General features: G+C 48.2%; 30 protein-coding genes and 1 tRNA gene. 2 read left to right on the top strand and 29 right to left on the bottom strand.

From position 1 onward, the window contains the following. Positions 1 to 5: 5 nt before the first annotated feature. The 6 genes from NNL35_RS02445 to rpsF form a co-directional block, all read right to left on the bottom strand. On the bottom strand, positions 6 to 941 hold the full coding sequence (locus tag NNL35_RS02445; protein WP_254552901.1) for a DUF2232 domain-containing protein: 936 nt from the start codon (positions 939 to 941) through the stop codon (positions 6 to 8). Positions 942 to 1059: 118 nt separating this feature from the next. Further along, positions 1060 to 1482: a CBS domain-containing protein gene (locus NNL35_RS02450; protein WP_006678720.1), complete on the bottom strand. Its 423-nt coding sequence runs from the start codon at positions 1480 to 1482 to the stop codon at positions 1060 to 1062. A 117-nt stretch (positions 1483 to 1599) separates the two neighbouring features. Continuing rightward, a complete protein-coding gene (locus NNL35_RS02455; protein WP_006678721.1) occupies positions 1600 to 2577 on the bottom strand; it encodes an LCP family protein in 978 nt (325 codons plus the stop codon). 622 nt (positions 2578 to 3199) lie between these two features. Next, the gene (rpsR, locus tag NNL35_RS02460; RefSeq protein ID WP_006678722.1) at positions 3200 to 3475 is read right to left on the bottom strand and encodes a 30S ribosomal protein S18; all 276 of its coding nucleotides are present in this window, start codon (positions 3473 to 3475) and stop codon (positions 3200 to 3202) included. Positions 3476 to 3495: 20 nt separating this feature from the next. Then, a complete protein-coding gene (gene ssb / locus NNL35_RS02465; protein ID WP_006678723.1) occupies positions 3496 to 3990 on the bottom strand; it encodes a single-stranded DNA-binding protein in 495 nt (164 codons plus the stop codon). A 46-nt stretch (positions 3991 to 4036) separates the two neighbouring features. Then, positions 4037 to 4324, bottom strand: coding sequence for a 30S ribosomal protein S6 (rpsF, locus tag NNL35_RS02470; protein WP_006678724.1), 288 nt, complete (start codon positions 4322 to 4324; stop codon positions 4037 to 4039). Between the two features lie 284 nt (positions 4325 to 4608). Between rpsF and NNL35_RS02475 the strand changes: the two genes are divergently transcribed. Continuing rightward, positions 4609 to 4803 carry a YjzC family protein gene (locus tag NNL35_RS02475; protein WP_006678725.1) on the top strand — a complete coding sequence of 65 codons (195 nt, stop codon included), beginning with the start codon at positions 4609 to 4611 and terminating at the stop codon, positions 4801 to 4803. 492 nt (positions 4804 to 5295) lie between these two features. On the opposite strand, the gene NNL35_RS30590 is transcribed toward NNL35_RS02475, so the two are convergent. The 8 genes from NNL35_RS30590 to NNL35_RS02510 form a co-directional block, all read right to left on the bottom strand. Further along, positions 5296 to 5409, bottom strand: a complete 114-nt coding sequence (locus NNL35_RS30590) for a putative holin-like toxin (RefSeq protein WP_275100803.1) — start codon at positions 5407 to 5409, stop codon at positions 5296 to 5298. Positions 5410 to 5830: 421 nt separating this feature from the next. Next, positions 5831 to 5956 carry a putative holin-like toxin gene (locus NNL35_RS02480; protein WP_138985664.1) on the bottom strand — a complete coding sequence of 42 codons (126 nt, stop codon included), beginning with the start codon at positions 5954 to 5956 and terminating at the stop codon, positions 5831 to 5833. 41 nt (positions 5957 to 5997) lie between these two features. Then, positions 5998 to 6342 (bottom strand): tyrosine-type recombinase/integrase, encoded by a 345-nt coding sequence (locus NNL35_RS02485; RefSeq protein WP_238535422.1) that lies wholly within the window; start codon positions 6340 to 6342, stop codon positions 5998 to 6000. Beyond that, complete coding sequence (locus NNL35_RS02490; protein ID WP_006678726.1) at positions 6272 to 6778, bottom strand: site-specific integrase; 507 nt, start codon at positions 6776 to 6778, stop codon at positions 6272 to 6274. The genes NNL35_RS02485 and NNL35_RS02490 overlap by 71 nt, the downstream gene beginning before the upstream one ends. Before the next feature lie 152 nt (positions 6779 to 6930). Next, positions 6931 to 7021 (bottom strand) — tRNA-Ser (locus NNL35_RS02495). 61 nt (positions 7022 to 7082) lie between these two features. Next, positions 7083 to 7286, bottom strand: coding sequence for a DUF951 domain-containing protein (locus NNL35_RS02500; protein ID WP_006678727.1), 204 nt, complete (start codon positions 7284 to 7286; stop codon positions 7083 to 7085). Further along, positions 7276 to 8205 carry a mechanosensitive ion channel family protein gene (locus NNL35_RS02505; protein ID WP_006678728.1) on the bottom strand — a complete coding sequence of 310 codons (930 nt, stop codon included), beginning with the start codon at positions 8203 to 8205 and terminating at the stop codon, positions 7276 to 7278. Before NNL35_RS02505 ends, NNL35_RS02500 begins: the two co-directional genes overlap by 11 nt. Before the next feature lie 4 nt (positions 8206 to 8209). Continuing rightward, positions 8210 to 8485, bottom strand: coding sequence for a putative Se/S carrier protein (locus tag NNL35_RS02510; protein ID WP_006678729.1), 276 nt, complete (start codon positions 8483 to 8485; stop codon positions 8210 to 8212). A 106-nt stretch (positions 8486 to 8591) separates the two neighbouring features. On the opposite strand from NNL35_RS02510, the gene yyaC reads away from it, so the two are divergent. After that, positions 8592 to 9179: a spore protease YyaC gene (gene yyaC / locus NNL35_RS02515; protein ID WP_040733349.1), complete on the top strand. Its 588-nt coding sequence runs from the start codon at positions 8592 to 8594 to the stop codon at positions 9177 to 9179. On the opposite strand, the gene NNL35_RS02520 is transcribed toward yyaC, so the two are convergent. From NNL35_RS02520 to mnmE, 15 genes are all read right to left on the bottom strand, one after another. Then, positions 9176 to 9703, bottom strand: a complete 528-nt coding sequence (locus NNL35_RS02520) for a DUF4446 family protein (protein ID WP_006678731.1) — start codon at positions 9701 to 9703, stop codon at positions 9176 to 9178. The two genes, yyaC and NNL35_RS02520, sit on opposite strands and share 4 nt — an antisense overlap. 27 nt (positions 9704 to 9730) lie before the next feature. Beyond that, complete coding sequence (locus tag NNL35_RS02525; protein ID WP_006678732.1) at positions 9731 to 10900, bottom strand: aminotransferase class V-fold PLP-dependent enzyme; 1170 nt, start codon at positions 10898 to 10900, stop codon at positions 9731 to 9733. A gap of 221 nt (positions 10901 to 11121) precedes the next feature. After that, the gene (locus NNL35_RS02530; protein WP_006678733.1) at positions 11122 to 11976 is read right to left on the bottom strand and encodes a ParB/RepB/Spo0J family partition protein; all 855 of its coding nucleotides are present in this window, start codon (positions 11974 to 11976) and stop codon (positions 11122 to 11124) included. After that, positions 11969 to 12730 (bottom strand): ParA family protein, encoded by a 762-nt coding sequence (locus NNL35_RS02535; protein ID WP_006678734.1) that lies wholly within the window; start codon positions 12728 to 12730, stop codon positions 11969 to 11971. The genes NNL35_RS02530 and NNL35_RS02535 overlap by 8 nt, the downstream gene beginning before the upstream one ends. Before the next feature lie 194 nt (positions 12731 to 12924). Continuing rightward, positions 12925 to 13740 (bottom strand): nucleoid occlusion protein, encoded by an 816-nt coding sequence (gene noc, locus NNL35_RS02540; protein ID WP_006678735.1) that lies wholly within the window; start codon positions 13738 to 13740, stop codon positions 12925 to 12927. Between the two features lie 389 nt (positions 13741 to 14129). Next, on the bottom strand, positions 14130 to 14510 hold the full coding sequence (locus tag NNL35_RS02545; protein WP_006678736.1) for a hypothetical protein: 381 nt from the start codon (positions 14508 to 14510) through the stop codon (positions 14130 to 14132). Positions 14511 to 14753: 243 nt separating this feature from the next. Continuing rightward, on the bottom strand, positions 14754 to 14981 hold the full coding sequence (locus NNL35_RS02550; protein ID WP_254552903.1) for a hypothetical protein: 228 nt from the start codon (positions 14979 to 14981) through the stop codon (positions 14754 to 14756). Positions 14982 to 15213: 232 nt separating this feature from the next. Beyond that, positions 15214 to 15594, bottom strand: a complete 381-nt coding sequence (locus tag NNL35_RS02555) for a hypothetical protein (RefSeq protein WP_006679703.1) — start codon at positions 15592 to 15594, stop codon at positions 15214 to 15216. Positions 15595 to 15777: 183 nt separating this feature from the next. Continuing rightward, positions 15778 to 16035, bottom strand: a complete 258-nt coding sequence (locus NNL35_RS02560; RefSeq protein WP_006679704.1) for a hypothetical protein — start codon at positions 16033 to 16035, stop codon at positions 15778 to 15780. 251 nt (positions 16036 to 16286) lie between these two features. After that, entirely contained in the window at positions 16287 to 16814 is a 528-nt protein-coding gene (locus NNL35_RS02565; RefSeq protein ID WP_254552905.1) for a hypothetical protein, read from the bottom strand. Positions 16815 to 16890: 76 nt separating this feature from the next. Then, positions 16891 to 17970 carry an aspartyl-phosphate phosphatase Spo0E family protein gene (locus NNL35_RS02570; protein ID WP_254552907.1) on the bottom strand — a complete coding sequence of 360 codons (1080 nt, stop codon included), beginning with the start codon at positions 17968 to 17970 and terminating at the stop codon, positions 16891 to 16893. Positions 17971 to 18018: 48 nt separating this feature from the next. After that, complete coding sequence (locus NNL35_RS30595; protein WP_050979475.1) at positions 18019 to 18222, bottom strand: helix-turn-helix domain-containing protein; 204 nt, start codon at positions 18220 to 18222, stop codon at positions 18019 to 18021. A 1088-nt stretch (positions 18223 to 19310) separates the two neighbouring features. Continuing rightward, positions 19311 to 20033 carry a 16S rRNA (guanine(527)-N(7))-methyltransferase RsmG gene (gene rsmG, locus NNL35_RS02575; RefSeq protein WP_006678654.1) on the bottom strand — a complete coding sequence of 241 codons (723 nt, stop codon included), beginning with the start codon at positions 20031 to 20033 and terminating at the stop codon, positions 19311 to 19313. Between the two features lie 57 nt (positions 20034 to 20090). Continuing rightward, positions 20091 to 21998: a tRNA uridine-5-carboxymethylaminomethyl(34) synthesis enzyme MnmG gene (gene mnmG / locus NNL35_RS02580; RefSeq protein WP_006678655.1), complete on the bottom strand. Its 1908-nt coding sequence runs from the start codon at positions 21996 to 21998 to the stop codon at positions 20091 to 20093. A 36-nt stretch (positions 21999 to 22034) separates the two neighbouring features. After that, entirely contained in the window at positions 22035 to 23411 is a 1377-nt protein-coding gene (mnmE, locus tag NNL35_RS02585; protein WP_006678656.1) for a tRNA uridine-5-carboxymethylaminomethyl(34) synthesis GTPase MnmE, read from the bottom strand. Between the last annotated feature and the right edge of the window lie 107 nt (positions 23412 to 23518).

The following is a 23518-nucleotide window of genomic DNA, read 5'->3' on the forward strand; positions in this document are numbered from 1 at the left end:
TCACCCTACGCTTTTGGCTTGGACATGGCCTGTCGAAGCGGAAAGGCCAGATCCACGATTCCGATAATTCGCAAAATGCCATGGAGGAACGGCAGAAAGATGACTGCAATGGTGGCAACGACTGGAATGGCCCTGTTCCATTTGCGCGAATGCGCCAGGAAGAACAGGAAGCCGATGCCTTGCACCATGAAAGCGATTTGAAGCAGCGGTACCAGGTTGATCAGGATCAGAGTCAGGAAGCTTCCTGATGACTTCTGCACGATCAGATCCAGAATGATCGTAATTAAGTAGTACCAGATCAATGCCCGCGGCAGCATCCATTGCCGAACCGGCTTCAGCTTCTGCACCTGGATGCCCTGCGCCGTGAGCAGCGCCCGGCTAATCGCATACGTAATGGTGCCCATATAGAGCGCGCCGATAATCAGCATGAACGGGATCATTTGGCTGAGCAGGATAACGAATTGCTCCTTCATCTCCTGCGTCAGATCCGCCGGGAACAGTGTAGTCTGCTGCAATCCGGCCATGCTCTCGTTCATCACTGACATAATGTAGTTATACACATTGAAGTCGAATGCCAGCTTCGCGAGCGCCAACAGCAGCAGCGATTCCACGAGAAATGTGGCCGTTCCCGCGACATATACGTTCAAGGCCGGCCGCTTCTGCTTGAACATATGACCGAATACGATTCCCGGAATCATAAAATATACACCCGTCAGCACGCCTACCATCCCTAAGCTGCCGAGCAGAACATACACAAGCAATAACAATGCCGCCCCATGCAGAATAAATCCGCGCAGGGATTGTGTTGCGTAGAGCATGACAAACGGCACCGCCATAAAACTCATCGTCAACACCTGAATCGGTTGTAGGATGGATAATAACAATACGAGCGCCGCAACCGCCCATGCTAACGATGACCAGCGATATTTCAACCTATTCACCTCTTGAGAAGCTCTTCTTCCCTCTTGGTTCTATCCCGTTCGTCACGCAAGAACCGGGGCTAACTTCCTTATTTTTTCCCTGTCCCCAATAAAACCGTCATTCTTCATTATACCATATTTACTTGATATTCATGGCTTTCGACGTGAACTGCTCGCAATATTCAATAATTTGGCTGCGCCGGACAATGCCGATGAAGCGGTTCATATCGTCAACGACCGGAACGAAGTTCTGCACCTTGGCCAAGTTGATCAGATCCTCCATATTCGAATCGATGCGCACCGTTCTATGGCGCACATTCAAGGGCACATCCTTCAGCAAAAAGCGCGACGCGTTCTCGAAGGTAATGCTCCCATTCGAATTCTTCATATGCCACAGCAGGTCTCCCTCGGTAACCGTCCCCACAAATTCCCCTTCATCATTCAATATGGGCACGGCGGTATAGCGATGATGCTCCATTTTTTCCAAGGTTTGACGCAAGGTGGCGCTCACCGTCAAACATACGACTTCATGTTTGGGTGTCAAGAAAAAAGCAATATTCATCCGCGTGGTCTCCTCCTCATGTCAAGCAGGGGCCATTTTTCTCCCTAAGATTAAATTAACACATTTCCCTTATCAAAAACAAAGAGTCAGCCGCAATCACGACTGACTCTTTTCGTTTTAATCTCCCTTTACTTCACGCGGTTCCATCAGATCGGCCTTCTTCGTGTTCGGATCCAGCCAATTATCAAGAAGCGTCTGCACATAATTCATATCTTCTTCATCGACCATGTAATACCACACATTGCTCATCATCTTGCCGTCTCCATGCAGCATGTAGCTGCTCATTTGCGGCGTATCCGACTGCGTGAACATCGTCTTCGCCAGGTCAATCATGAATTTAGGACGAATATCGGTCGAGAAATTATCACCCATAATTTGAATAAGTTCAGGAATTCGGCCGATTTTGTCCATTTCGATTGCCCGGTGCATGACGGCATTCAAGAAGATCCGGTGGCGCATCGTCCGGTTCATGTCAGAATCCTCGCGATAGCGGACGAAGTATAATGCTTCCTGTCCGTTGTATATTGGCTTATTGGCCTCGATCCGGAATTTCTCATGGTTCGGATCCTTGTTCACAATATCTTCCTTGATCGGAAGCTCTACGCCATCCAGCGCATCAACGACATCCTTCAAGCCCTCGAAGTTAATGGTCGCGTAATGATCGACTTTATGCTTCAGCAGGTTCTCCACGGAGTCCATGCTCATTTTGGCCTGCCCGTAAGCGTAGGCATGGTTCAGCTTCGTCTCGAACCCTTTACCGATAATCTCGGTGTACGTATCCCGCGGAATCGACAGCAGCAGCACTTTATTGTCTTCCGGGCGAACGACGGAATAAATGATGGTGTCCGAACGCCCCACTTCATTGCCGCGGGCATCGATGCCTAACAGCAATACCGAGAACGGCTCGGTAACTTTGCGGATAACTTCCTCTTTTCCCTCAATTGGTTTGTACGAATTCTCCAGTGTCTCCTCTACATGCCCCGACAGGAACATGTCGAACGCCAAAACGGCGATCTGCTTCCGGAAGAAAAATCCTCCGAATCCGATGATGGCGATGACCAGGAAGGCTATCCACCATTTTTTATATTTTTTCATGCTATCAACTTCTTCCTTTTGATGAATTTGTAGCGCCCTGCCCGCTGCCCTGTTTTCTCTTTGCTGTACTTTCTTGGGCAAGTTCTTTTGCCGCACCCCTTTGCCGGATGATTACACAACTGATCAACAAATGAAACATCGCTTCTTCCCGCCGCGTCTTCCCCATAAGACGCAATCCGTGCGATGCATTCCTTTAGCATATTATGCTCCGGGACACGCCCTTGATGAATGGCGCATCCTGCCGATCGACACTCGTTCAATCCGGATCATCTTCCAGCTCATGCCGAGGAAGATGAAGCCGACTTCACTTCATGTTCGGCTTACCCCTAGTTAGCTCATGGTCCGATTTGTCTATTTTTGTAGCTAGTCGCATGAGTGGAGCCATGAGGTATTGCATTGGATCTTACCATACATTGTCGAATTACAGAAAACAACAAGTCTTATTTTACATGTATTTGATCAAAAAATAAAATACAGATTCGTCACAGATTTGGTTTATATATTGAAAATGTGGGAATAATTAATAGGTTTTTAAGGGGAAATTTATATTTTTTTGAGGCTGGGACATGTAAAAGAAGACATAAAAAAACAGCCGAGTCGTCGACCCGGCTGCTCTCTTGCATTACTCCGTTGTGTATGGCAGCAACGCTACTTGACGGGAGCGTTTGATCGCTACAGTCAACAAACGTTGATACTTTGCGCTTGTTCCTGTTACACGGCGAGGCAGAATTTTACCGCGCTCGCTGATGAATTTCTTCAACAGATCCGTGTCTTTGTAATCGATGTGCGTAATTTTGTTCGCAGTAAAGTAACATACTTTACGGCGCTTGTTGCGTCCTTTACGGCCGCCAAAACGACGCTCAGGGCGTTCGCCGCCTTCATTTTGCTTGAAGCTCATTCCATTCAGTCCTTTCCCTATTAAAATGGCAAATCATCATCAGAAATATCGATCGGTCTGCCGTCGTCAGAGAATGGATCCGCTGCCGGACCGCGGGACTGGTTAGAGCCTCCTCCGCCATATGGCCGTGAGTTATTGTTCGGCTGTCCGCCGCCATAACCTCCGCCCATATCATCACGACTTCCCCCGCTGTCGCGGTTGGACTCCAGGAATCGTACGTTATCGGCGATAACCTCCGTAACGTATACGCGCTTCCCTTCATTGTTGTCGTAATTACGGACTTGGATTCGGCCTTCCACTGCCGTCAGCCGACCTTTACGCAAATAATTAGCGCAAGTCTCTGCCAACTGCCGCCATGTAACCACTGGAATGAAATCCGCCTCCCGCTCGCCGCTCTGGTTCGAGAACGGACGATCGACCGCCAACGTAAATTGCGTCACAGCAACTCCGGATGGCGTATAGCGCAATTCAGGGTCACGGGTTAGACGACCAATCAAGATCACGCGATTCAACATGTAATCCCCTCCTTCGACGTATCCTTACGAAAACGATGGTTGGCAATTAAGCCACGTCTGTTGTTACGAGATGGCGGATAACTTCGTCGGAGATCTTCAATTGACGCTCCAACTCGGCAACCACTGCAGGTTGTGCAGTGAAGTTCACGAGAACGTAGATACCGTCGCGGAACTTCTTGATCTCATAAGCAAGCCGGCGTTTGCCCATCACGTCGTGCTTCGTAATTTCCCCGCCTTCGTTAGAGATGACGCCTTGGAATTTGTCGACTGCAGCTTGGACAGCTTCTTGCTCGATGTCTGGACGAATGATGTACATCAATTCGTATTTGCGCATTTCACGTTCACCTCCTCTTGGACTTCAGGCCCCTGATCGGTGTGTCAGGAGCAAGGAGCGAGAAAACTCGCACTAAATAAATATATCAAAAACAGGGCTATGGTGCAAGCCATTCCTTTGCTGTCTTGGCATTTTTCATCCCGGATTACCGTCACCCCGAAGCAAGATGGGTTCCATGGGGGCCATTCTCTCTCCTACATTTCTCCACTCATGAATCTGTAACCGGACGCGAACAATACCCATTGAAGAAGCGACAATTCTGCCGATGTCAGGAGGTGGCAAGGATGGGTGAACGCACCGAATTTGAACCGGGAGACAAGGCGCCCAACGACGGTATCTACATGGAGGTAGGCGAAGCCAGTTTCCACACGGAGATTCAGGATCCGAAGCAGATTCGATTGAAAAAAGGCGAGACGTTTCCCGAGACAACCAACAAGGACCGCAAATGGAAAAAGAAATCACACGCTCTTACACACTAAATAAAACATTTTCCTGCGCATAAAATCGGCATGAACAGCCATAATAACGACTGACGGTGCAAAGCGAGGTGGGTTCCGTTGAACATTGCAGCGAAACAGCCAAGTGATGACGCACACTTTACGATAACATCATAAGAGAAGCGAGGGGTTGTGCCAAAGACACTTTAGTCTGAATCACAGATCTTGTATGGTCTGCCATATATGATGAACCTGAGCCATCTGAAGAAGTGAAGTAAAGAAGGTCTAATCATGCACCGTCAACCAGGAAAGGACTCTGCAGCTGCGGAGTCCTTTCATTTACGTACGTTGGGCCAGAGCCACGGATTCGCACAAATGCCAAATAAAGTAGACGTATAATAATCGCTATGCTATCATATAAATAAGAAAAAGAGCCGTGCTGCAACACGACTCTTTCGCAATAGCCGCTTCAAAGGCGGTGGCTTACAACCAAGGTAATACCTGAATAGGCCGTGACCTTAGCTTGGGGGCGGCCTATTTTTTTGTGTGCAGGTATATCAGCAGCGTCACGACAAACGTCAGTAACGCGAATATCCAAAGTCCAAATTGGAACATAACGGATAGCGCTTCGTATACGCTCACTGGCATCACCTCCCTTCCGGGAGATTAGCCGACCGCCCATAAAGCCATTCTATTGCATGGTAATTATATCCTATTTATTGGACGGGGTAAACCATATTAATGTCATAAATAAAAGACCTCCTACGCATAATCGCGTAAGAGGTACCGTATCAGTTAGTCGTTAAGCAAGCAGCCAACACGCTAACGTATGTATTACACCCTTGCGGAACGGAAACCGAAGATGGCCTGCCCACATGACGATGAAGTTCCGAATAGATGCGTGGATTTAGCGAAAAAACTTTACATACGTAAACCAAAAGTTTATTATTAAGTTATGCTATATAGTATATAGAATATACAAAGAGACGTCACTGGGAATGACGCCTCCATAGCTAAGAGATAGTGTAATATTTTCACCTTCGAAAACAACCCGCAATCCGCCAAGACATTAGGGTTGTTTTTTGCTGTTCTGTTGAGACAAAACGCCAAATACTATAGTAATCACCAATCCTATTAATGCAATGACAAAGGTGCCAAATGAAATCATTAAAGTTACAGATTCAAATACCGTCAGATATAATCGCTCCTAGGTTCTCTTAGCTAATTATTATTATACTACATATTTTTAGCATCTGACAGTTTTACGATCCGTATTTTCCCCTTTCTCTTTCTTCGCATAATCCTTGACAAAGGCGATTGTTTTCCATGCTGTTCAGATATGCATTCCTCACTTAATGGCATATATTTCCCTGTCGTTGCAATCTCCGCATGTCCTAGAATTTTCTGTAAGTGAAATATCGACATGCCGCTCTCTGCTGACATTGTTCCGAAATTATGGCGCAAAATGTGAGACGATACAGATCGCGCGATCTTCGCCTTCTCTGCGTACTTACTGAATGCCTTCTTGACTGTCTTCTCGCTTAGTTGTTCGCCGTAATTCGTTGTGAACGTAAGGTGAATCGAAGACTGCGGAAGACTCCGCCATCAACTGCTTTAGTAATCGAACAGTTTCCGCAGATAGCAGCAGAATTCGCGATTTACGATTTTTGTTCTTGAACGCGGGCAAAACAATTTGCCTTTTGGCGAAATTTATATCCTTCTTTTCGAGTGAGCCAATTTCGTTGAGCCGTATTCCGCTATCCAGTATCAACGCCATTATGTCGGGCCACTGTTCCCATGATTTATGTCTAGAGCCTTCAATGCCTTCTTGATGCAGAACGTTAAAGAACGTCCTTAGAACGCGAATGCGGACGTTTACGGACGATGCAACAAGGCCGCGCTTCACCTTGACGACAAAATCAACGGCTTTCTCCAACGAACACGTCTGCGGCTCGACGCGAGCAGTCGGCACAGGTACCCGCGCCCCTATAGTCTTCTTCCCTTTGCGCTTATCCATACGCAAAAATACCTCCTACGCTTTATTTGCGTACGAGGTAAACAAATCAGTTAGGTGTCCCGTAATTAACTAGTACACCAACCTATGTAATTCGGTTAGCTTTCGCATAACATTCCGTTATAAAAACTGCATAACAACGGGATTTTTGAAAGTGGCGGAAAGGGTGGGATTCGAACCCACGCACGCTTTGACACGCCTAGCTGATTTCGAGTCAGCCCCCTTGGACCTCTTGGGTACCTTTCCACAGCACAATTCATTTTAACACATGAACTTGAAGAATGCAAGATGTTTTACTCGACTTTTTTTAGGACTCCGCCTCTGCCGATCGAAGCACTTTTTTCATGCTTTTTTCGAACTTGGCCCGAGGAATGAGCACGCTATGCTTGCAGCCTACGCATTTAATCCGAATATCCATGCCCATTCGAATAATTTCCATTTCATTTGTGCCGCATGGATGCGGCTTTTTCATTTGCACGACATCCCCCAATTGAAATTGCTTACGTTCCATTCGTCGAGATCCCCTTTCCTTCATAGTTTTCAATCGCTGCCGCTTCCTCCTCTTTGCGGTGCTGCGACTTTCTAACCTCCAGATTGATGAGTCTGGACACCTGCGCCTGGGTGAACGGCTTGCATTCCGCGATGATGCGGATCGTCGTCTCGGTGCGGGTCATCGTCTGAATCCCGAGCACCTGCGGCTGCCGAATCACATTCGGCTCGCGCTCCGGCAAGGCTGCCAATATCTTCTCCATTCGCTCAACCGCCGCATCGACGTCTTCATCTGCAGCAATGACGACATCCACCACAGCTAACGAATTGCTGATCGAGTAGTTGGTTACGTCCGTAATGCTTCCATTGGGGATAATATGTATCTCCCCTGTCCAGCTGTGTATCCGCGTAGACCTCAGACCGATCATTTCCACGGTGCCCTGGAACTGTCCTACCTTGATCACGTCCCCGACGGCGAACTGATCCTCGAAAATGATGAAAAATCCGGTCATCACGTCCTTAACCAGGCTCTGCGAGCCGAAGCCGATCGCAAACGTAACGACCCCTGCCCCAGCCAGCAGCGGAGCCAGATTGACGTTGAACTCCATTAAAATGAACATAATCATCGTGAAGTTCAGTGTCAATGAGGTTACATTTTTGAGCAGCTTCACAATCGTGAGCAGGCGGCGCGGGTTAAGGGTAAGATTGCCCCTTCCCTTCTTGTTCATCGCCCTGTCGATCATGCGGAAAAGCACCTTGATCGCGATCCGGGAAATGAGAATAATGAGCACGATCCGGATGGACTTGATAATCAGCCACTCCCAAGTGGAAGGATCTGTTATCCAGTCTATAATCTGATGCTGCCATTTCTGAAATATGCTAACCGTCTGTTCGATGTTCTGTTCCATCATGTTCGTCTCTGCCGGTTCTGCCTGCAGCATCATCTCACTCCTCTACCGATTCTATCAATTGAATATATTGATCGTCCTGCTTATAGAATATCCCGCGAATCTCGATCCGCTCGGTTCGAATCAGCGTTCGGACCGCCTCCAGATCGTCAGGCTGGAACTGAATGGACAGCGCGCATCCTGCCGTAATCTGCGCCGGTGTCGGACAAGTGTCAATGTCCAGCTCGAGATAGTCCATCAGCATTTCCATTCGCAGCGCATGCTGGGTAGAATCAAAGGCCAGCAGCCATTCTTCCGCTTCCGTTCCATTCATAACGGCGCACCCTTCCTTAACGGTATGATTTCCTTCTTCCGAGTATAAAACTCCTCTTTCATCCATATACTAGTTACTACTATTTCGTAGAAACGGAGGTTGCGCCGTGACTTATTCTCTCTTCAATTCTCCCGCTCCAATAGATTGTCCGCCATGCAAAGTGGATTACAACACGCCGGAAGCGCTGACGACGCTGGTCCGTTCCTGCCGCGAGCATTTGCGCATGCGCGCCCCTTACCAATCGCTGACGGTTGTATGCATTGGCACTGATCGTTCCACCGGAGATTGTCTTGGCCCGCTCGTCGGCACGTATCTGGTCAAGTTAGCCACTTCCCAGTACCGTGTTTTCGGTACGCTGCAGCAGCCAGTCCATGCCATGAATTTGCAGGACAAGCTGGACGAATTGCGGCAGGAAGATCCGACTACCTTCATCTTGGCCGTCGATGCCTGCCTTGGCCAGAGCAGCAGCGTAGGCGCGGTTCAGATCCAGCATGGTCCTGTCCGTCCGGGCGCAGGAGTGAACAAACAATTGCCCCCGGTCGGCGACATGCACATAACCGGCATCGTCAACGTCGGAGGCTTCATGGAATATTTCGTGCTGCAGAACACTCGGCTTCATCTGGTCATGAGCATGGCCGAACTGATCGGAGAAGTGATTCATCAATCGATCGCAGGGACAACCCCGATTAACTAATCTCTGTCTGCCTTCGCCGTGGCGGCTTGTCCACGGCTGGCTGCCGCCGCTTCAAGAGCCTGCTTCTCTTCCGGTGATAAGGAATACGTGGATTGGCCTTTCTCCACAGGCTTCGCGTAAACATAGGAATGATCCCGCCCATGAATGCCTGTCAGCACAATGCCGTCTTGTTCATCGTTGATCCAGGCAATCGAGAAGCTCAATTCGCTCCCATGCTCTGCAAAGGCGTTGTAACGCTGAATGCCGACATGGGACTTCATTCTGGCAGCGGCTCCTTCCAGCTGCTGAATGCGCCGTTGATGCTGCTCGATTCCGCTCCGCAACCGGCTCATGTCATCATGCATGCTGGACAACACCAGATCGAGCTGCTCGACGCCGCTCTCCCCCATGATGGACATGTATTTCCGCCGCAGCTTGCGAAGCTTCACGCCCTGAATCCATACCAATAATAGTAACATAAGAGATAACCCTGCCGTACACAGTACGACCAGCGGTAACCAATCATTCCATAACTCATTCATCATAGGTCTCTGTTCTCTCCTGCCTCTAGCTTATCCGATGCATAACCAATGTAAAGCTTCCGTTACCTTTTCGATATCTGCCTCTGTCGTATTCCAACCGACACTAATGCGCAAAGCGCCGGATTCCAACGTCCCCGCTGCCCGGTGGGCCGCAGGAGTGCAGTGGTATCCCGCCCTCGCCGCAATGCCGAATTCGCGATCGAGACGATGGGCCAAGACGGAACTATCGATACGTTCGCTGATCAGCGATACGATTCCCGTCCGTGGCTGCCCAAGCGCAGGTCCAAGAATTCTCAGGCCTGGAAGCCGTTCAATCGATTCCATCAGCTTCTGAGTGAGTCCCCATTCCTTCTTATACCTGGCCTCTACCGTCTCCCGCAATACATATCGTACCCCTGCCTCCATACCGGCGATACCGACCGTATTCGGCGTCCCCGCTTCATAGCAGTCCGGCCGCGTGGCAGGGTGAACCGCTTCATCGGAATAGCTTCCCGTTCCGCCTTGTACGAGAGGATGAACATCGAGATCGGGGTCAATATATAGCCCGCCGGTTCCCTGTGGCCCAAGCAGACCTTTGTGGCCGGGAAAAGCAAGCATATCAATGCCAAGCGCCGCCACCGAGATGGGCAGCAGCCCCGCCGACTGGGCCGCATCCACAAGCAGCTTCGCGCCATAATCATGCGCAATAGCCGCAATCTCCCCTACCGGTTGGATGGAACCGAACAGATTGGAGCTATGATTGCAGATGACGAGCCGGGTATGAGGCTTCATAGCCTGCCGAATCCGATGCAGTTCAACCGTTCCAGATGCATCCGCTTCGACATAAGTGACCTCAACCCGATGATGGCGCATCAACCACTCCAGCGGACGAGTAACCGAGTTATGCTCCACACCCGTTGCTACAACATGATCCCCTGGCCGGACGTAGCCATGAATGGCCGTGTTCAACGCCATCGTCGTATTGGACATCCAGGCAATATCTACCGGATTGGCCACCTGGAACAGCTCGGCCGCTGCCATTCTCGCATGAAGAATGCGCTTGCTCGCCTTTACGGCAATCCGATGCCCGCCTCGCCCCGGATTGCCTCCTTCTTCCATCATCGACCGCTGCATCGCTTCCATAACGCATGCTGGCTTGGGCCACGAGGTGGCTGCATGATCCATATAAATGATTGGAGGCGCATCCTCTCTTCCGCGCATCTCATCCACCTCATTCTACCTATAACTTTACCTTATCCCGGCATGGGCAAATAGAACATTTTTGTAACCTTTTTAATCCCAATATATCCCTGGAAATCATCCGTTTCAAGCCGGAATCTGCTTGGAAAATCGGGTCTCAAAAAAGAAAAAAACTGGCATTCTTAGTTTAATCCTTTGGGCAAAGGATGACAACCAAGTGTCCAGCTTTTTTGCAAAAATTATTAATTGGAAGAAACGGTCTGCAGCAGTTCCAGCAACCTTTCCAAATCCTGCTTGCTGAAATACGCAATCTCAATTTTTCCTTTGTCTTTATTTTGCTTAATCCGGACCGTGGTGCGGAATTGTTCGCGCAGGCTCTCCTCTACCTCATGCAGGTATGGATCATGGCGAACAGCCTTCGGCTTGTCTGCCGGTTTGTTTTTCTGATGAAGCTGCTGTATCGCTTCTTCCAGTTGTCTGACGCTCCACCCTTGATCGATCGTCGACTTCGCAAGCTGCTTCACTTTCGTTGTATCTTTTACGCCTACGATAGCGCGTGCATGTCCCATCGACAGTGTTCCACGTGAAACATACTCCTTTACTTCTTCCGGAAGCTGAAGCAATCTCAGGAAATTGGCGATATGTGATCGCGATTTGCCTACCTTAACAGACAGCTCCTCCTGCGTAAGCGAGAATTGATCCATCAGTCCTTGATAAGCAAGCGCCAGCTCGATTGCATTCAGATTTTCCCGCTGCAGGTTCTCAATGAGGGCAATTTCCATCACTTGCTGATCGGAAAAGCTGCGAATCACGGCCGGTATTGTTGTCAGCCCCAGCAATTGCGAAGCCCGGTAACGGCGTTCCCCTGCGATGATCTCGTAGCCTTTGACGACGCTCCGAACAATAATCGGCTGAATAACACCATGCTGCTTAATCGACTCGGCCAATTCCTGAATCGACTGTTCATCGAAGTTTTTGCGCGGCTGATAAGGATTCGGACGCAATTGCTGCAAGGACACTTCCGTAACCTTATCATCATCGTTCACGGATAAAGAAGGAATGAGCGCATCCAAGCCACGTCCTAAACGCTTACTCATATGAAATCACTTCCTTCGCAAGTTCCAAATATACCTCGGCGCCTTTCGATTTCGGATCATAGGTCATAATCGACTGTCCATGCGACGGCGCTTCGCTCAAACGGATATTCCGAGGAATGATCGTTTGATACACCTTTTGCTGAAAATACTTTTTCACCTCTTCGATGACTTGAATGCCCAGATTCGTACGAGCATCCAGCATCGTCAACAGCACGCCCTCAATTTGCAAGGACGTATTGAGATGTTTTTGCACCAGTCTTACCGTATTGAGCAGTTGGCTCAAGCCTTCTAATGCATAGTACTCGCATTGAATCGGAATAATGACGGAATGAGAGGCCGTCAGCGAATTAATCGTCAAAATCCCTAAGGACGGCGGACAATCAATCAATATATAATCATACAAATGGGCCACAAGCTGCAATGACTTCTTCAGCCGGACTTCCCGTGAAATCGTCGGAACCAGCTCAATCTCGGCCCCCGCCAATTGAATCGTGGCCGGTATAATATGCAAGCCTTCGACCATCGTAGGAACGATCGCATCTTTGGGATGGACGTCATTAATGATGACATCATAAATGCAGTTGGCTACATCCGCTTTATTAATCCCTACTCCGCTTGTCGTATTGCCCTGCGGATCGATATCTACCAGTAATACCCGCTTGCCTAGCAACGCCAAACCCGCACCCAAATTCACCGTCGTCGTGGTCTTCCCGACGCCGCCTTTCTGGTTGGTAATGGCAATGACTTTAGCCATTCCTCTTCACCTCAATGTTGATTCTTTCTGCCTTCTCCAGCTGCATCGAGACTTCAATTGCTTTCCTATGCAATAAAAAGAGCGGCGTCTTGGCTGCCGCCCTAACGTTCCGCCATGCGAACAACACCAACGTCTTCATCCGATTGTAAGCAATGGTAGACATGCAGCACATGATTGGACTTCAAGACGTGATTTTATCGTTTCGGAATTTTAATCACAATTTCGTAATGATCCTCATGATCCTTCTCATCCGTTTTAATCTTCAGGCCGGATCCAGAGACCATATCAATCGACTGGCGAATCGTGTTCAAGGCCAAGCGCACATCTTTCGTGAACGAAATGCGTTTCGTCTTTTTGGCCTTATTGACTTCTTTATAGAAAGCGACTCTCGCTTCCGTCTGCTTCACATTCAGTTCTTTAGTAATGATCTCATTCAATAGCTTGAGCTGCCATTCTTCCGAATCGAGACTCAACAGTGCCCGGGCATGACGTTCCGTCAACTTGCGTTCCATCAGAGCTGTCTTGACTGCTTCGGGAAGTTGAAGCAACCGAATCTTGTTGGCTATTGTCGATTGGCTTTTGCCTAATCGCTGCGCCAAGCTTTCTTGTGTCAGATCATGGAGATCGATCAGCTTCTGATAAGCAACCGCTTCCTCGATCGCGGTCAACCCTTCACGCTGCAAATTCTCAATGAGGGCAATAGACGCCGCTTGAGAATCGTTAATTTCTCGAATAATCCCCGGGATGGTGTCCATGCCCAGCTTTTTCACTGCTCGCCAACGCCGCTCCCCGGCAATAATCTCATACTTGCCGTTACGCTGCCGAACCACGATCGGTTGAATAACACCATGGGTCTTAATCGTCTGACACAATTCATCAATTCGTTCATCATCAAAAATGGTGCGCGGTTGATAAGGGCTGGTGACAATCTCGTCCACCGGAAGCTGTTTGACCTCATCCAGCGCTCCCCGCTCTGCAAAACCGAATAACCGAGACAGTTGTTCTTTCATATCCGATAATACCACCTAACTTCAAAATAATGCCAGACACTTGAAGAAGCGGCAGTTGCTCTGCTCCATCGGATTGTATAATCCGTAATCCATACCTACATGAAAAGCCTACCCGTGCAATATCCATGCTGACACATGAATACAGCTACTCTCTATCCTATCTATTCTCCAAGCAGGCACCTATTTCCTGCAAGGATAGAACTTGAACAAAAATATTGTTCCACGTGGAACAAATCACCAATTCCATTGCCAACCATTTCTGCTCTACTTTACATGATACCATGATGTTCCTGCGTTTCATAGATATTCTCGGAACTGATCTGAGATTAGATAATGTGCAAACCTGCTTTGTCCATTGCATCAAAAAGCGGCCTATGTACACAGTCCGGTTATTTACATTTTCCCGATTCATCTCCGCGAATCTTTCCCTCGCAATATAGTTTATAATAGGTGTTGTTACTCACTTCCGCAGCAATCGCTTCTGTGACAGGAACGCCTTTTATCGAATATAGATTGGTGCCAACGGGGTATTTGTTAGAAAATGTATCTTCAATAGATCTCAAAAACGATTCATCATCACTGTATTTTTCAACGGTGCCTATTTTTTTGTCGATCTCCGTTACCATTTCTTCGGTTGCTTGGTACATATAACCGTTCCATGTGAGACCAATTATTTTCCATTCATTGCTTGATGTCGGCAGCTTTTCTTGAGAAGAACATCCTGAAACAAATACAGACATGATAAAGGTCAAGAATAAAAAATAACGCATGCGTATTCCTCCTGATTATGGAAACGGTTTAGTCCAACCAAATGTTTGGCTTAACGTTAGAGACCGAATCTAACCTTACTTCGCCTCTGTCTCATGATAGATTAATTCAATGACAGAACATGTGAATACTCATTCTTGCTGATAGCCGAAGCTCACGGCATATTGGATGGTACATTGAGCTTGGGTAAATCATAAAGAGCCGCAAGACTACTCCTGCGACTCTGTCATGATAATATATTATTCTTATTCTAGTAGCGTTCCTTCCCTCGCTTTTCTTAACAAATCATAATAATCCAATCCACAGACCATCACTGTTTCAAAATACAAATACTTTATGTCATCTTCCTGTTCTTCTGGAGATTTTACCTTGAACCAGTCTTCCTCCATCTCTTTTTCAGTAAAGACATGGACCAGTAGAAATATCAGTTTCCATGGCTCTTCCAACCACAATGCTGCGTTAAACATGTCCATGATCAGATTGTCACTACTACTTAATTAGGTCCACATTTATCAATCCGCTCCTATTAACGTAATATTGTAGCAGTATTGACTATTTTTCTATGATTCGGACTTTAAGCCATTCAGTATAGCGAGGAAGCAAATTTAAACCCAGTTGAAAACACTTTATACTTTTTCCTAAATTAACTTCGAGGTTTTTCATGAATGCTCGTTGGGGTTATTGCTGCAAAATTTCATCGCGGGATTATTTTAATTCTCCTGACCCATTCCCATAAACCTTTCCCTCACAAATTAACTTATGATAGGTGTTGTTTTTTACTTCCGCCGCTATCGCTTCCATCACGGGAATGCCCTTTATCGAATATAGATTGGTGCCAACTGGGTATGTGTTAGAAAATGTATCCTCTATGGATCTCAGAAACGACTCCTCATCACTATACTTTTCAATCGTACCAATTTTGTGATCGATGTCCATTACCATCTCTTCGGTTATCCGATACAAGTATCCGTTCAAGGTAACGGAACTGATTCGCCAATCACCACTTGAACTGGGAAGCTTCTCTTCAGAAGTGCATCCCGTTATGATTATGGACATCATAATGACGAAACAAAAAAAATAACGCATACGCATCCCTCCTGATTATGGAAACGCTCCAATCCATCCAAATGTTTTCAAAAAATGTTAATACAGAATTGTTTATATGTCAAAATACACTAATACGTAATCTTTTAAAACAGATAGCTCGGGAGCATACAGCGGAACATTATCCAAAAGCAAGGATTTATAATCTTGTATAAAATCCACGCTCTAATGACTTTTATTGAAATATTCAATGATTAACACGAGTAACCCAAAGAAAAATAACATGAGGCCAATTACGAATGGAATGCCTAAAAACAGGCTTTGAGCATTACTGATATCCGATGCACCAAAAATTGCAAACCAGAACTTTGTTCCCCTCCAAGTGTTAATACTAGATGAATATAACGCAGCAAGAATGATTATCGTCAAGCAAATCATAGTTCCATTAAATAATAGTACACTTCCAATGATTGACTTTTTCATTACATCTCTCCTCCAGTCTTTCTTATGAGCCAAAACCAGTCTTTTTCCAAATCTTCCTCTGTTATCGAATTTGAGCGGTGACGAGGCTCAATGATTCCAATTCCCCAAAATAAAGAATTGTGATATGTTAAAATACACGAATGCATAATCTATTTCGAACATGAACAACGTTGAAACTTATTAGTAGTTTGACCTACGAGACAGAGTCGCAAGACTACTCCTGCGACTCTGTCATGATAATATATTTATTCTTATTCTAGTAGCGTTCCTTCCCTCGCTTTTCTTAACAAATCATAATACTCCAATCCACAGACCATCACGGTTTCAAAGTACAAATATTTCAAGTCATCTTCCTGCTCTTCTGGCGATTTTACCTTGAACCAGTCTTCCTCCATCTCTTTTTCGGTAAAGACGTTAGACCTGTAGAAAGAAAGACCAACCTCTGTAAAGTCAAAAATAGATCCTAAATCGGGCTCACTTGTTCTTAAGTATGGGGTCATTTTATCAATTATTTCGATCAACTTTTCGGCCTTTGTATTGAAGACATGGATTCCATAACATACAATGGTCGCAAATTCTTTTAAGACACACACTACTTGTATCGCTCTGAGTCTTTCGTTCTTATCGTATTCCGGGAGAATATAGCTTTCAAAATGGCGATCCGCTTCATCATTGTACTGCTGAATATACTGTTGAATACATTCATCTACTTGACCCTTGGTCATCCCAAGCTTAATCGTTCCTATACTGCGACCAGGCTCAATGATTATATTGTCCATGGCAACTCACCCACACTTGAACCCTTTACCAGGTTCAACATCTTTTCTGACTATGCAAACGTTTATAGTGAATGTATCAGCTTAACCACAAGACCCTTTTAATAAGCCCTTTTTTCTGAATTTCTACTAAGTAGTCATCTAACTCTTGGCTGAGGTTTACTACATCCACATCAGTAAGATTTTTTCCCTCTTGAACTGCCTTTTCCATTTTTATTCTGGCGTTTTCAATTTTGCAAATTAGTTCTTCATCTTCTTCGCTAAGTTCATGAAGTATAGATACACTTTTTATGAAATATGCGATTGCTTCATTTTGTAAACCTATCGCATTTAGGTACTTACCCTTATTCATATAATAATATGCGTGTTCTGTCTTAACTAAAGGATTTGATAGATCAGAGCCGATAAAGTCGCTTTCACGTTGAAGTAACTTTTCAATAGAATCAAAATCGGATTCGGAAAAATATACAGTAAGAAGCGAATTCACGATGTTAATTTTATGCGAATATATTTGTAAGCATTGCTGTAATTGAGCAATCGCCAACTCTGTTTTTCCTCTACGCTGGTTAAGTTTTGCCTTCATAAAGTCCACATTCTCTTTTACAAAGGGAAATTTAAACAAGCTGAATGCCTTCAAATATTTCTCGGCAAACTCGTACTGTTCCTGATGGAAATAGGAAGTACAGATCATCAAAATAGAATAAGCCTTGAAGCTGCTCTCTGTCTGATCTTCAAAGACAAGTCGCTTGCATAATTCGATACATTCAGGATATCTCCGCAAGTGATAGGCATGGACACCCAACTTGTGGTATAAGGTGATTCGGTTTTCGATAGATAGGAATTCGGCATAGTTCAAAATGGATTTTCCCGATTGAAATGTCTCTTCCAGCTTGCTGAAATCATCCCGTTCCACCAAATACTTATAAAGCAACCCTTGTGCAAGTTGGGGCTGCATACCGTGACTTCTGGCATATGCGATGACCGTATCGAACAAGGCAAGCTTAATTTCAGTCTTGTCGGGAAACTGCTCTGCAGTTAGCATTATTTTCTCTGCTATTGCACCGCTGTTTTCATCTTCGGATTCTAATAATAATAATGAAGCGATCTTGGCGCTTAGAGATGCATTTTGAAATGAAAATGAGTCATGTAGTAGTGCCAATAACGTATCTGATCGGGGCTTTGCAAACACGAGTGGTTCCAGCAGTTCTTAAAGAGGAATCTCCAATACCGATATAATCGGCTGGATAGTTTTATAATCTGGCCGCTGAATTACTCCATTCTCAAGCTTTGAAATGTTCCCTCTGCTCACTCCCGATAATTCAGCCAATTGTACCTGCGTCATCCCCCGTTCCTGTCGATAACGTTGAAGCAGTTCCCCCAAGGTTAAGAACACCAGACTGACGGAACTCACATTATCACTTCCTTATAATGGAATGTAATTGTTTATACATTACCATTTCATGATTGTTATGTAAATAATAATGAGATATAAGTAATATAGTACATATTTAAAAGGGGCTGATCGTATGGAATGGAAACGTGCACGTGTCTCTCAGAAACGCCAAGTTACGATACCTCTAAAATATTTCGAACAAGCAGTAATTAAAGACGAGGTAGAGTTTTGTATCAAGGGGAGCGTCATCATGATTCGCCCTGTATGCGAACATACAGGCCATTATTCTTTCGCGGATCTCATATAGAAGACTTGATCAAAGAAGGACTTTCCGGTGATGAACTACTGACAAAGTTCCGCGAACGGCAAGCTGAACTACATATTGCCATAGAAAATGGAATTGCCGATCCGGGGAAGCCGCTCGAAATTGTAGAGCTGACAATGACGAAACGGAGGACCTATTTGGCGAGATTAGCCGCAATTCGTCAGCTTCCCGATGATAGGCGGTCGGATTCCATTCCGTAAGAACCAATTCCTTGTCGGACAGGCCTTGCCCGGCCAGTAGCCTCATCTCCTGCGCAAGCATGTTCTCCAAATAATCCGGATTCGGAGAGCCCCTGAACTCCTCCAATATTCTGCGGTACGGATGCAACGGAAACCGCAGCAGAGTCGTAGGTTGCCGATGGCTTTTTCATCTGCTTCACTAAAGCTGCAGTATCTCCCGTCATTCTAGTCATCTGCTCCGCCAATACTGCAAGAATGCAGCAATTTCATTGGCACGAGTATGCGAAAATAGAATTGCTGCAAAACTACAGCAATTACCCTACGTAAGGCGCAGATAGCGTTCAAAATGGCGAAATGATGCAGTTTTGCAGGATTTTATCGGAATTTAGCCTCTTGAGGCTAAAAATGCTGCGCCTGTGCAGCATTTTCAGGCGCATACCATCTTGCTCCATGCGTAGACCATCTAGCTTCACACAGGGACCAGCTTGCGCCCTGACCTAACCTATCCTGCCTTCCCCGGCCCCGCCTAGCATAAGAAAAAGACTGTCGACAGGACTTTGCCGACAGTCTGAGGAGCCGGCACACACACCGGCTCCTTTCCTTTATTGTATCGGCGCCTTCAACGGCATTCCCGGCTTGCGCGGGTATGCTTTTGGCGTCGGTCCTTTTTTGGCAATCAAAATGATATGGCGTTCCGATTGTTCCACCGGCAGGGTGAGCTTATGATCCGCCAGGAAGGAGCCCTGCAGCACCTGCAAGCTCTTTGCCGACTCGGCAATCTCCTCGGCCGGATTCGTCCCCTTCATCGCGGCGAACAGGCCGCCCGTCTTCACGAACGGAAGACAGAATTCGTTCAGCACATTGAGGCGGGCTACGGCGCGAGCCGTTACCAGATCGAACCGATCCCGGTATTGCGGCTTGCGCGCCACCTCCTCCGCCCGGCCATGAATGCATTCGACCCCGGTCAGCCCCAGCTCTTGCACCAGATGCTTCAAGAACTGAATCCGCTTGTTCAGCGAGTCCACAATCGTCAGCTGGACATGCGGGAACAGGATATGAAGCGGAATGCCCGGGAACCCTGCTCCCGAGCCGATATCGGCCATGGTGACGACATCCTCCATGTTGACATGGGCCGCCAGCAGCAGCGAATCATAGAAATGCTTCTCATATACTTTATCCCGCTCGGTAATCCCGGTCAGGTTCATCTTCTCGTTCCACTCAACTAAGATATGGAAGTATTGTTCGAACTGCTCCCGCTGCCGTTCCGTGAGCGTCCATCCGTGCCCGGCCAGCCAGCCGGCAAACTGTTCTTGTACGGCATCCATAAGCTTGAATCTCTCCGTCCCTCATATGAAATCCCGCCCTCCGCGAGCAGAGCAGGCCTAACCGTTGCGGATTTCCTCCTGCTTCGCCGCCGTCACGCGGTTGTAGTGCTCGATATAGACCAGCAGGATGGAAATATCCGCCGGCGTCACCCCGGAGATCCGGGACGCCTGACCGATAGAGATTGGCCGCACCTTTTCCAGGCGCTGCTTCGCCTCGGAAGCGATGCCCTGCACGTCTTGATAGTCGATATCGGCCGGAATCATCTTTTTCTCCATCTTTTGCAGCTTCTCCACATGCAGCAGCTGCTTCTCGATATAACCCGCATATTTGATCTGAATCTCAACCTGCTCCTTCATCTCCTCATCCAGCTCATACGGAGATGGGAACAGCTTTTCCACTTGAGCGTAGGCCACTTCAGGACGACGCAGCAGCGTAATGGCGTCGCAGCCGTTCACCAGCGGAGCTGATCCCGCTTCGGCGAGCATGGCCTGCACCGCTTCATCCGGCTTCACCTTCGTCGCGCGCAGCCGTTCCATCTCCTGCTCGACGAGCTCCATCTTGCGTTGGAAGGCCGCATAGCGCTCTTCGGTAATCAAGCCGATCTCATAGCCGATAGGCGTAAGGCGAATGTCCGCATTGTCATGGCGGAGCAGCAGGCGGTATTCGGCCCGGGACGTCAACAGACGGTAAGGCTCCATCGTCCCCTTTGTCACCAGATCGTCAATCAAGACGCCAATATAGCCTTGCGATCGGTCCAGGATAACCGGCGGCTTGCCCTGAATCTTGCGCGCCGCATTAATGCCGGCCATAATGCCTTGGGCCGAAGCCTCTTCATACCCGGACGTTCCGTTGATTTGTCCGGCCGTGTATAGATTCTCGACCAGCTTCGTCTCCAACGTTGGCCACAGCTGCGTCGGCACGACCGCATCGTATTCGATAGCATAGCCGGTGCGCATCATTTCCGCTTTTTCCAATCCGGGAACCGAGCGGATCATCTGCAGCTGAACGTCCTCCGGCATGCTGGTAGACAGCCCTTGAACATAATACTCCGCCGTATGTTTGCCCTCCGGCTCCAGGAAAATCTGATGCTTCGGCTTGTCGGCGAAGCGGACGATTTTGTCCTCGATCGATGGGCAATAACGTGGTCCGGTCCCCTCGATGACACCGGAAAACATCGGCGCCCGGTGCAGATTCTCGTTGATAATCCGGTGCGTCTCCTCCGACGTATAGGTCAGCCAGCACGGAAGCTGCTCATTATCGGACGATTTCGTCTCGTACGAGAAGAACTTCGGATTCTCGTCCCCCGGCTGAATCTCCGTCTTCGAGAAATCAATGAACTGCTTATTAATGCGCGGCGGCGTTCCGGTCTTGAACCGGACCATCTCGAAGCCCAGCTTGCGCAGGTTCTCCGACAGCTTGACCGAAGGCTGCTGATTGTTCGGCCCGCTCTCGTACATCAGCTCGCCGATAATAATTTTGCCGCGCAAATACGTCCCCGTCGTGAGGACTACCGCCTTCGCCGTATAGCGGGCGCCGGATTTGGTCTCGACGCCGACGCATTTGCCGTCCTCCACGAGCAACTCCTCCACCATGCCCTGGCGAAGGGTCAGATTCGGCGTCGATTCCACCGTTTCCTTCATCGCCTGCTGGTATAGCACCTTATCCGCTTGCGCGCGCAGCGCGTGCACCGCCGGTCCTTTGCCTGTATTCAGCATGCGCATTTGAATAAATGTTTTGTCGATATTGCGGCCCATCTCGCCGCCCAAGGCGTCGATCTCGCGCACGACATGGCCTTTGGCTGGCCCCCCGATCGACGGGTTGCACGGCATGAAGGCCACCATATCCAGATTAATCGTCAACAGCAGCGTATTGCAGCCCATCCGGGCTGTTGCCAGGGCCGACTCGCAGCCGGCATGTCCGGCGCCGATCACGATCACATCATAGTGTCCTGCATCGAATGGCATCGTATCCCTCCTCTATTCCCATCTTCGTCCCGTCCTTTATTTGCCGAGGCAGAATTGAGAAAATATTTGATCAATCAGCGAATCGCCTACGGCATCGCCGATAATTTCACCTAACTGCTCCCAGGCCGACCGCACATCGATCTGAATCATATCGATCGGGATGCCTTGGCGGGAAGCGTCTATCGCATCATCAAGCGCCTGGAGCGCCTTCTTCAGCAGCGCAATGTGGCGCACGTTGCTCACATACGTCAAATCTCCGGATTCGATGCCTCCGCTGAAGAACAGGGTCGAGATCGCCTGCTCCAAGGCATCTACGCCCTCCTGCTCCTTCGCCGACATGCGGACAATGGCGTCTGCGCCGAACGTATTTTCCAGTTCGCTTATATCGATATGTTGAGGCAGATCCATTTTATTCACAATCACAATGACTTGTCTACCCACAAATTCCTTCATCCATTCCCGCTCATCCTCATGCAGCGGCTCATTGTTATTCACAACGAACAGGATCAGATCCGCCTCCAGCAAGGCGCTGCGGGAACGCTCCACGCCGAGGCGCTCGACGATATCCGTCGTCTCCCGGATACCGGCCGTGTCCAGCAAGCGAAGCGGAATGCCGTTAATGGTGACGAACTCCTCGATCACGTCACGCGTCGTGCCGGGAATATCCGTCACAATCGCCTTGTTGTCCCGGGCCAGCGTATTCAGCAGCGAGGACTTCCCTACATTCGGTCGCCCCACAATCGCCGTTACGATGCCCTCTCTTAATATTTTCCCCTCGGACGCCGTCTTTAACAATTGTTCAATCTCTTTTTTGACTTGGCCGCATTTCTCCTGAATGAAGGCGCTCGTCAATTCTTCCACGTCATGCTCCGGATAATCGATATTCACCTCGATATGGGCCAGCGTCTCGATCAGCGTATGGCGCAGCGCATTGATTTTGTTCGACAGATGGCCCTGCACCTGCTTCATCGCCACCGAGAAGGCCCGATCCGACTTCGAGCGAATCAGATCAATGACAGCTTCCGCCTGCGACAAGTCAATCCGTCCATTCAGGAAAGCCCGCTTCGTGAACTCCCCTGGCTCCGCCGGCCGAATCTCCTGCTCCAGCAGCAGATCCATAACCTTGCGAATCGAGATCATCCCTCCGTGCGTATTGATCTCGACAACATCCTCCGTCGTGAACGAACGCGGTGCCCGCATCACGTTCACCAGCACCTCCTCGACCCGCTCCCCGGTCTTCGGATCGACGATATGGCCGTAATGAATCGTATGCGTGTCCGCCTCGGTCAGCTTCACTTTGGAATGGAACAGCTTCTCCACTTCGCTCAGCGCGCCTTCCCCGCTCACCCGAATCACCGCGATTCCGCCCTCGCCCAGCGGCGTCGAGACGGCTGCGATCGTATCATACATCATGTGAACTCCCTCCTGTCTTCGCACATGCTTCTATCCTGTACGTATACCGGACATTGAATTTTGTTAAAAAAAAGCAATGATTACCCCCGACATAGGCGCAATCATTG

The sequence above is a fragment of the Paenibacillus dendritiformis genome (assembly GCF_945605565.1).
Taxonomy (GTDB): domain Bacteria; phylum Bacillota; class Bacilli; order Paenibacillales; family Paenibacillaceae; genus Paenibacillus_B; species Paenibacillus_B dendritiformis_A.

Bases quoted from the DNA above. Each gene is read 5' to 3' on its own strand.
- NNL35_RS02450 (WP_006678720.1), bottom strand. From the start codon at position 1,482: ATGAATATTGCTTTTTTCTTGACACCCAAACATGAAGTCGTATGTTTG.
- NNL35_RS02455 (WP_006678721.1), bottom strand. From the start codon at position 2,577: ATGAAAAAATATAAAAAATGGTGGATAGCCTTCCTGGTCATCGCCATC.
- rpsR (WP_006678722.1), bottom strand. From the start codon at position 3,475: ATGAGCTTCAAGCAAAATGAAGGCGGCGAACGCCCTGAGCGTCGTTTT.
- ssb (WP_006678723.1), bottom strand. From the start codon at position 3,990: ATGTTGAATCGCGTGATCTTGATTGGTCGTCTAACCCGTGACCCTGAA.
- rpsF (WP_006678724.1), bottom strand. From the start codon at position 4,324: ATGCGCAAATACGAATTGATGTACATCATTCGTCCAGACATCGAGCAA.
- NNL35_RS02475 (WP_006678725.1), top strand. From the start codon at position 4,609: ATGGGTGAACGCACCGAATTTGAACCGGGAGACAAGGCGCCCAACGAC.
- NNL35_RS30590 (WP_275100803.1), bottom strand. From the start codon at position 5,409: ATGCCAGTGAGCGTATACGAAGCGCTATCCGTTATGTTCCAATTTGGA.
- NNL35_RS02490 (WP_006678726.1), bottom strand. From the start codon at position 6,778: ATGGATAAGCGCAAAGGGAAGAAGACTATAGGGGCGCGGGTACCTGTG.
- NNL35_RS02500 (WP_006678727.1), bottom strand. From the start codon at position 7,286: ATGGAACGTAAGCAATTTCAATTGGGGGATGTCGTGCAAATGAAAAAG.
- NNL35_RS02505 (WP_006678728.1), bottom strand. From the start codon at position 8,205: ATGCTGCAGGCAGAACCGGCAGAGACGAACATGATGGAACAGAACATC.
- NNL35_RS02510 (WP_006678729.1), bottom strand. From the start codon at position 8,485: ATGAATGGAACGGAAGCGGAAGAATGGCTGCTGGCCTTTGATTCTACC.
- NNL35_RS02520 (WP_006678731.1), bottom strand. From the start codon at position 9,703: ATGATGAATGAGTTATGGAATGATTGGTTACCGCTGGTCGTACTGTGT.
- NNL35_RS02525 (WP_006678732.1), bottom strand. From the start codon at position 10,900: ATGCGCGGAAGAGAGGATGCGCCTCCAATCATTTATATGGATCATGCA.
- NNL35_RS02530 (WP_006678733.1), bottom strand. From the start codon at position 11,976: ATGAGTAAGCGTTTAGGACGTGGCTTGGATGCGCTCATTCCTTCTTTA.
- NNL35_RS02535 (WP_006678734.1), bottom strand. From the start codon at position 12,730: ATGGCTAAAGTCATTGCCATTACCAACCAGAAAGGCGGCGTCGGGAAG.
- noc (WP_006678735.1), bottom strand. From the start codon at position 13,740: ATGAAAGAACAACTGTCTCGGTTATTCGGTTTTGCAGAGCGGGGAGCG.
- NNL35_RS02545 (WP_006678736.1), bottom strand. From the start codon at position 14,510: ATGCGTTATTTTTTATTCTTGACCTTTATCATGTCTGTATTTGTTTCA.
- NNL35_RS02550 (WP_254552903.1), bottom strand. From the start codon at position 14,981: ATGGACATGTTTAACGCAGCATTGTGGTTGGAAGAGCCATGGAAACTG.
- NNL35_RS02555 (WP_006679703.1), bottom strand. From the start codon at position 15,594: ATGCGTTATTTTTTTTGTTTCGTCATTATGATGTCCATAATCATAACG.
- NNL35_RS02560 (WP_006679704.1), bottom strand. From the start codon at position 16,035: ATGAAAAAGTCAATCATTGGAAGTGTACTATTATTTAATGGAACTATG.
- NNL35_RS02565 (WP_254552905.1), bottom strand. From the start codon at position 16,814: ATGGACAATATAATCATTGAGCCTGGTCGCAGTATAGGAACGATTAAG.
- rsmG (WP_006678654.1), bottom strand. From the start codon at position 20,033: ATGGATGCCGTACAAGAACAGTTTGCCGGCTGGCTGGCCGGGCACGGA.
- mnmG (WP_006678655.1), bottom strand. From the start codon at position 21,998: ATGCCATTCGATGCAGGACACTATGATGTGATCGTGATCGGCGCCGGA.
- mnmE (WP_006678656.1), bottom strand. From the start codon at position 23,411: ATGATGTATGATACGATCGCAGCCGTCTCGACGCCGCTGGGCGAGGGC.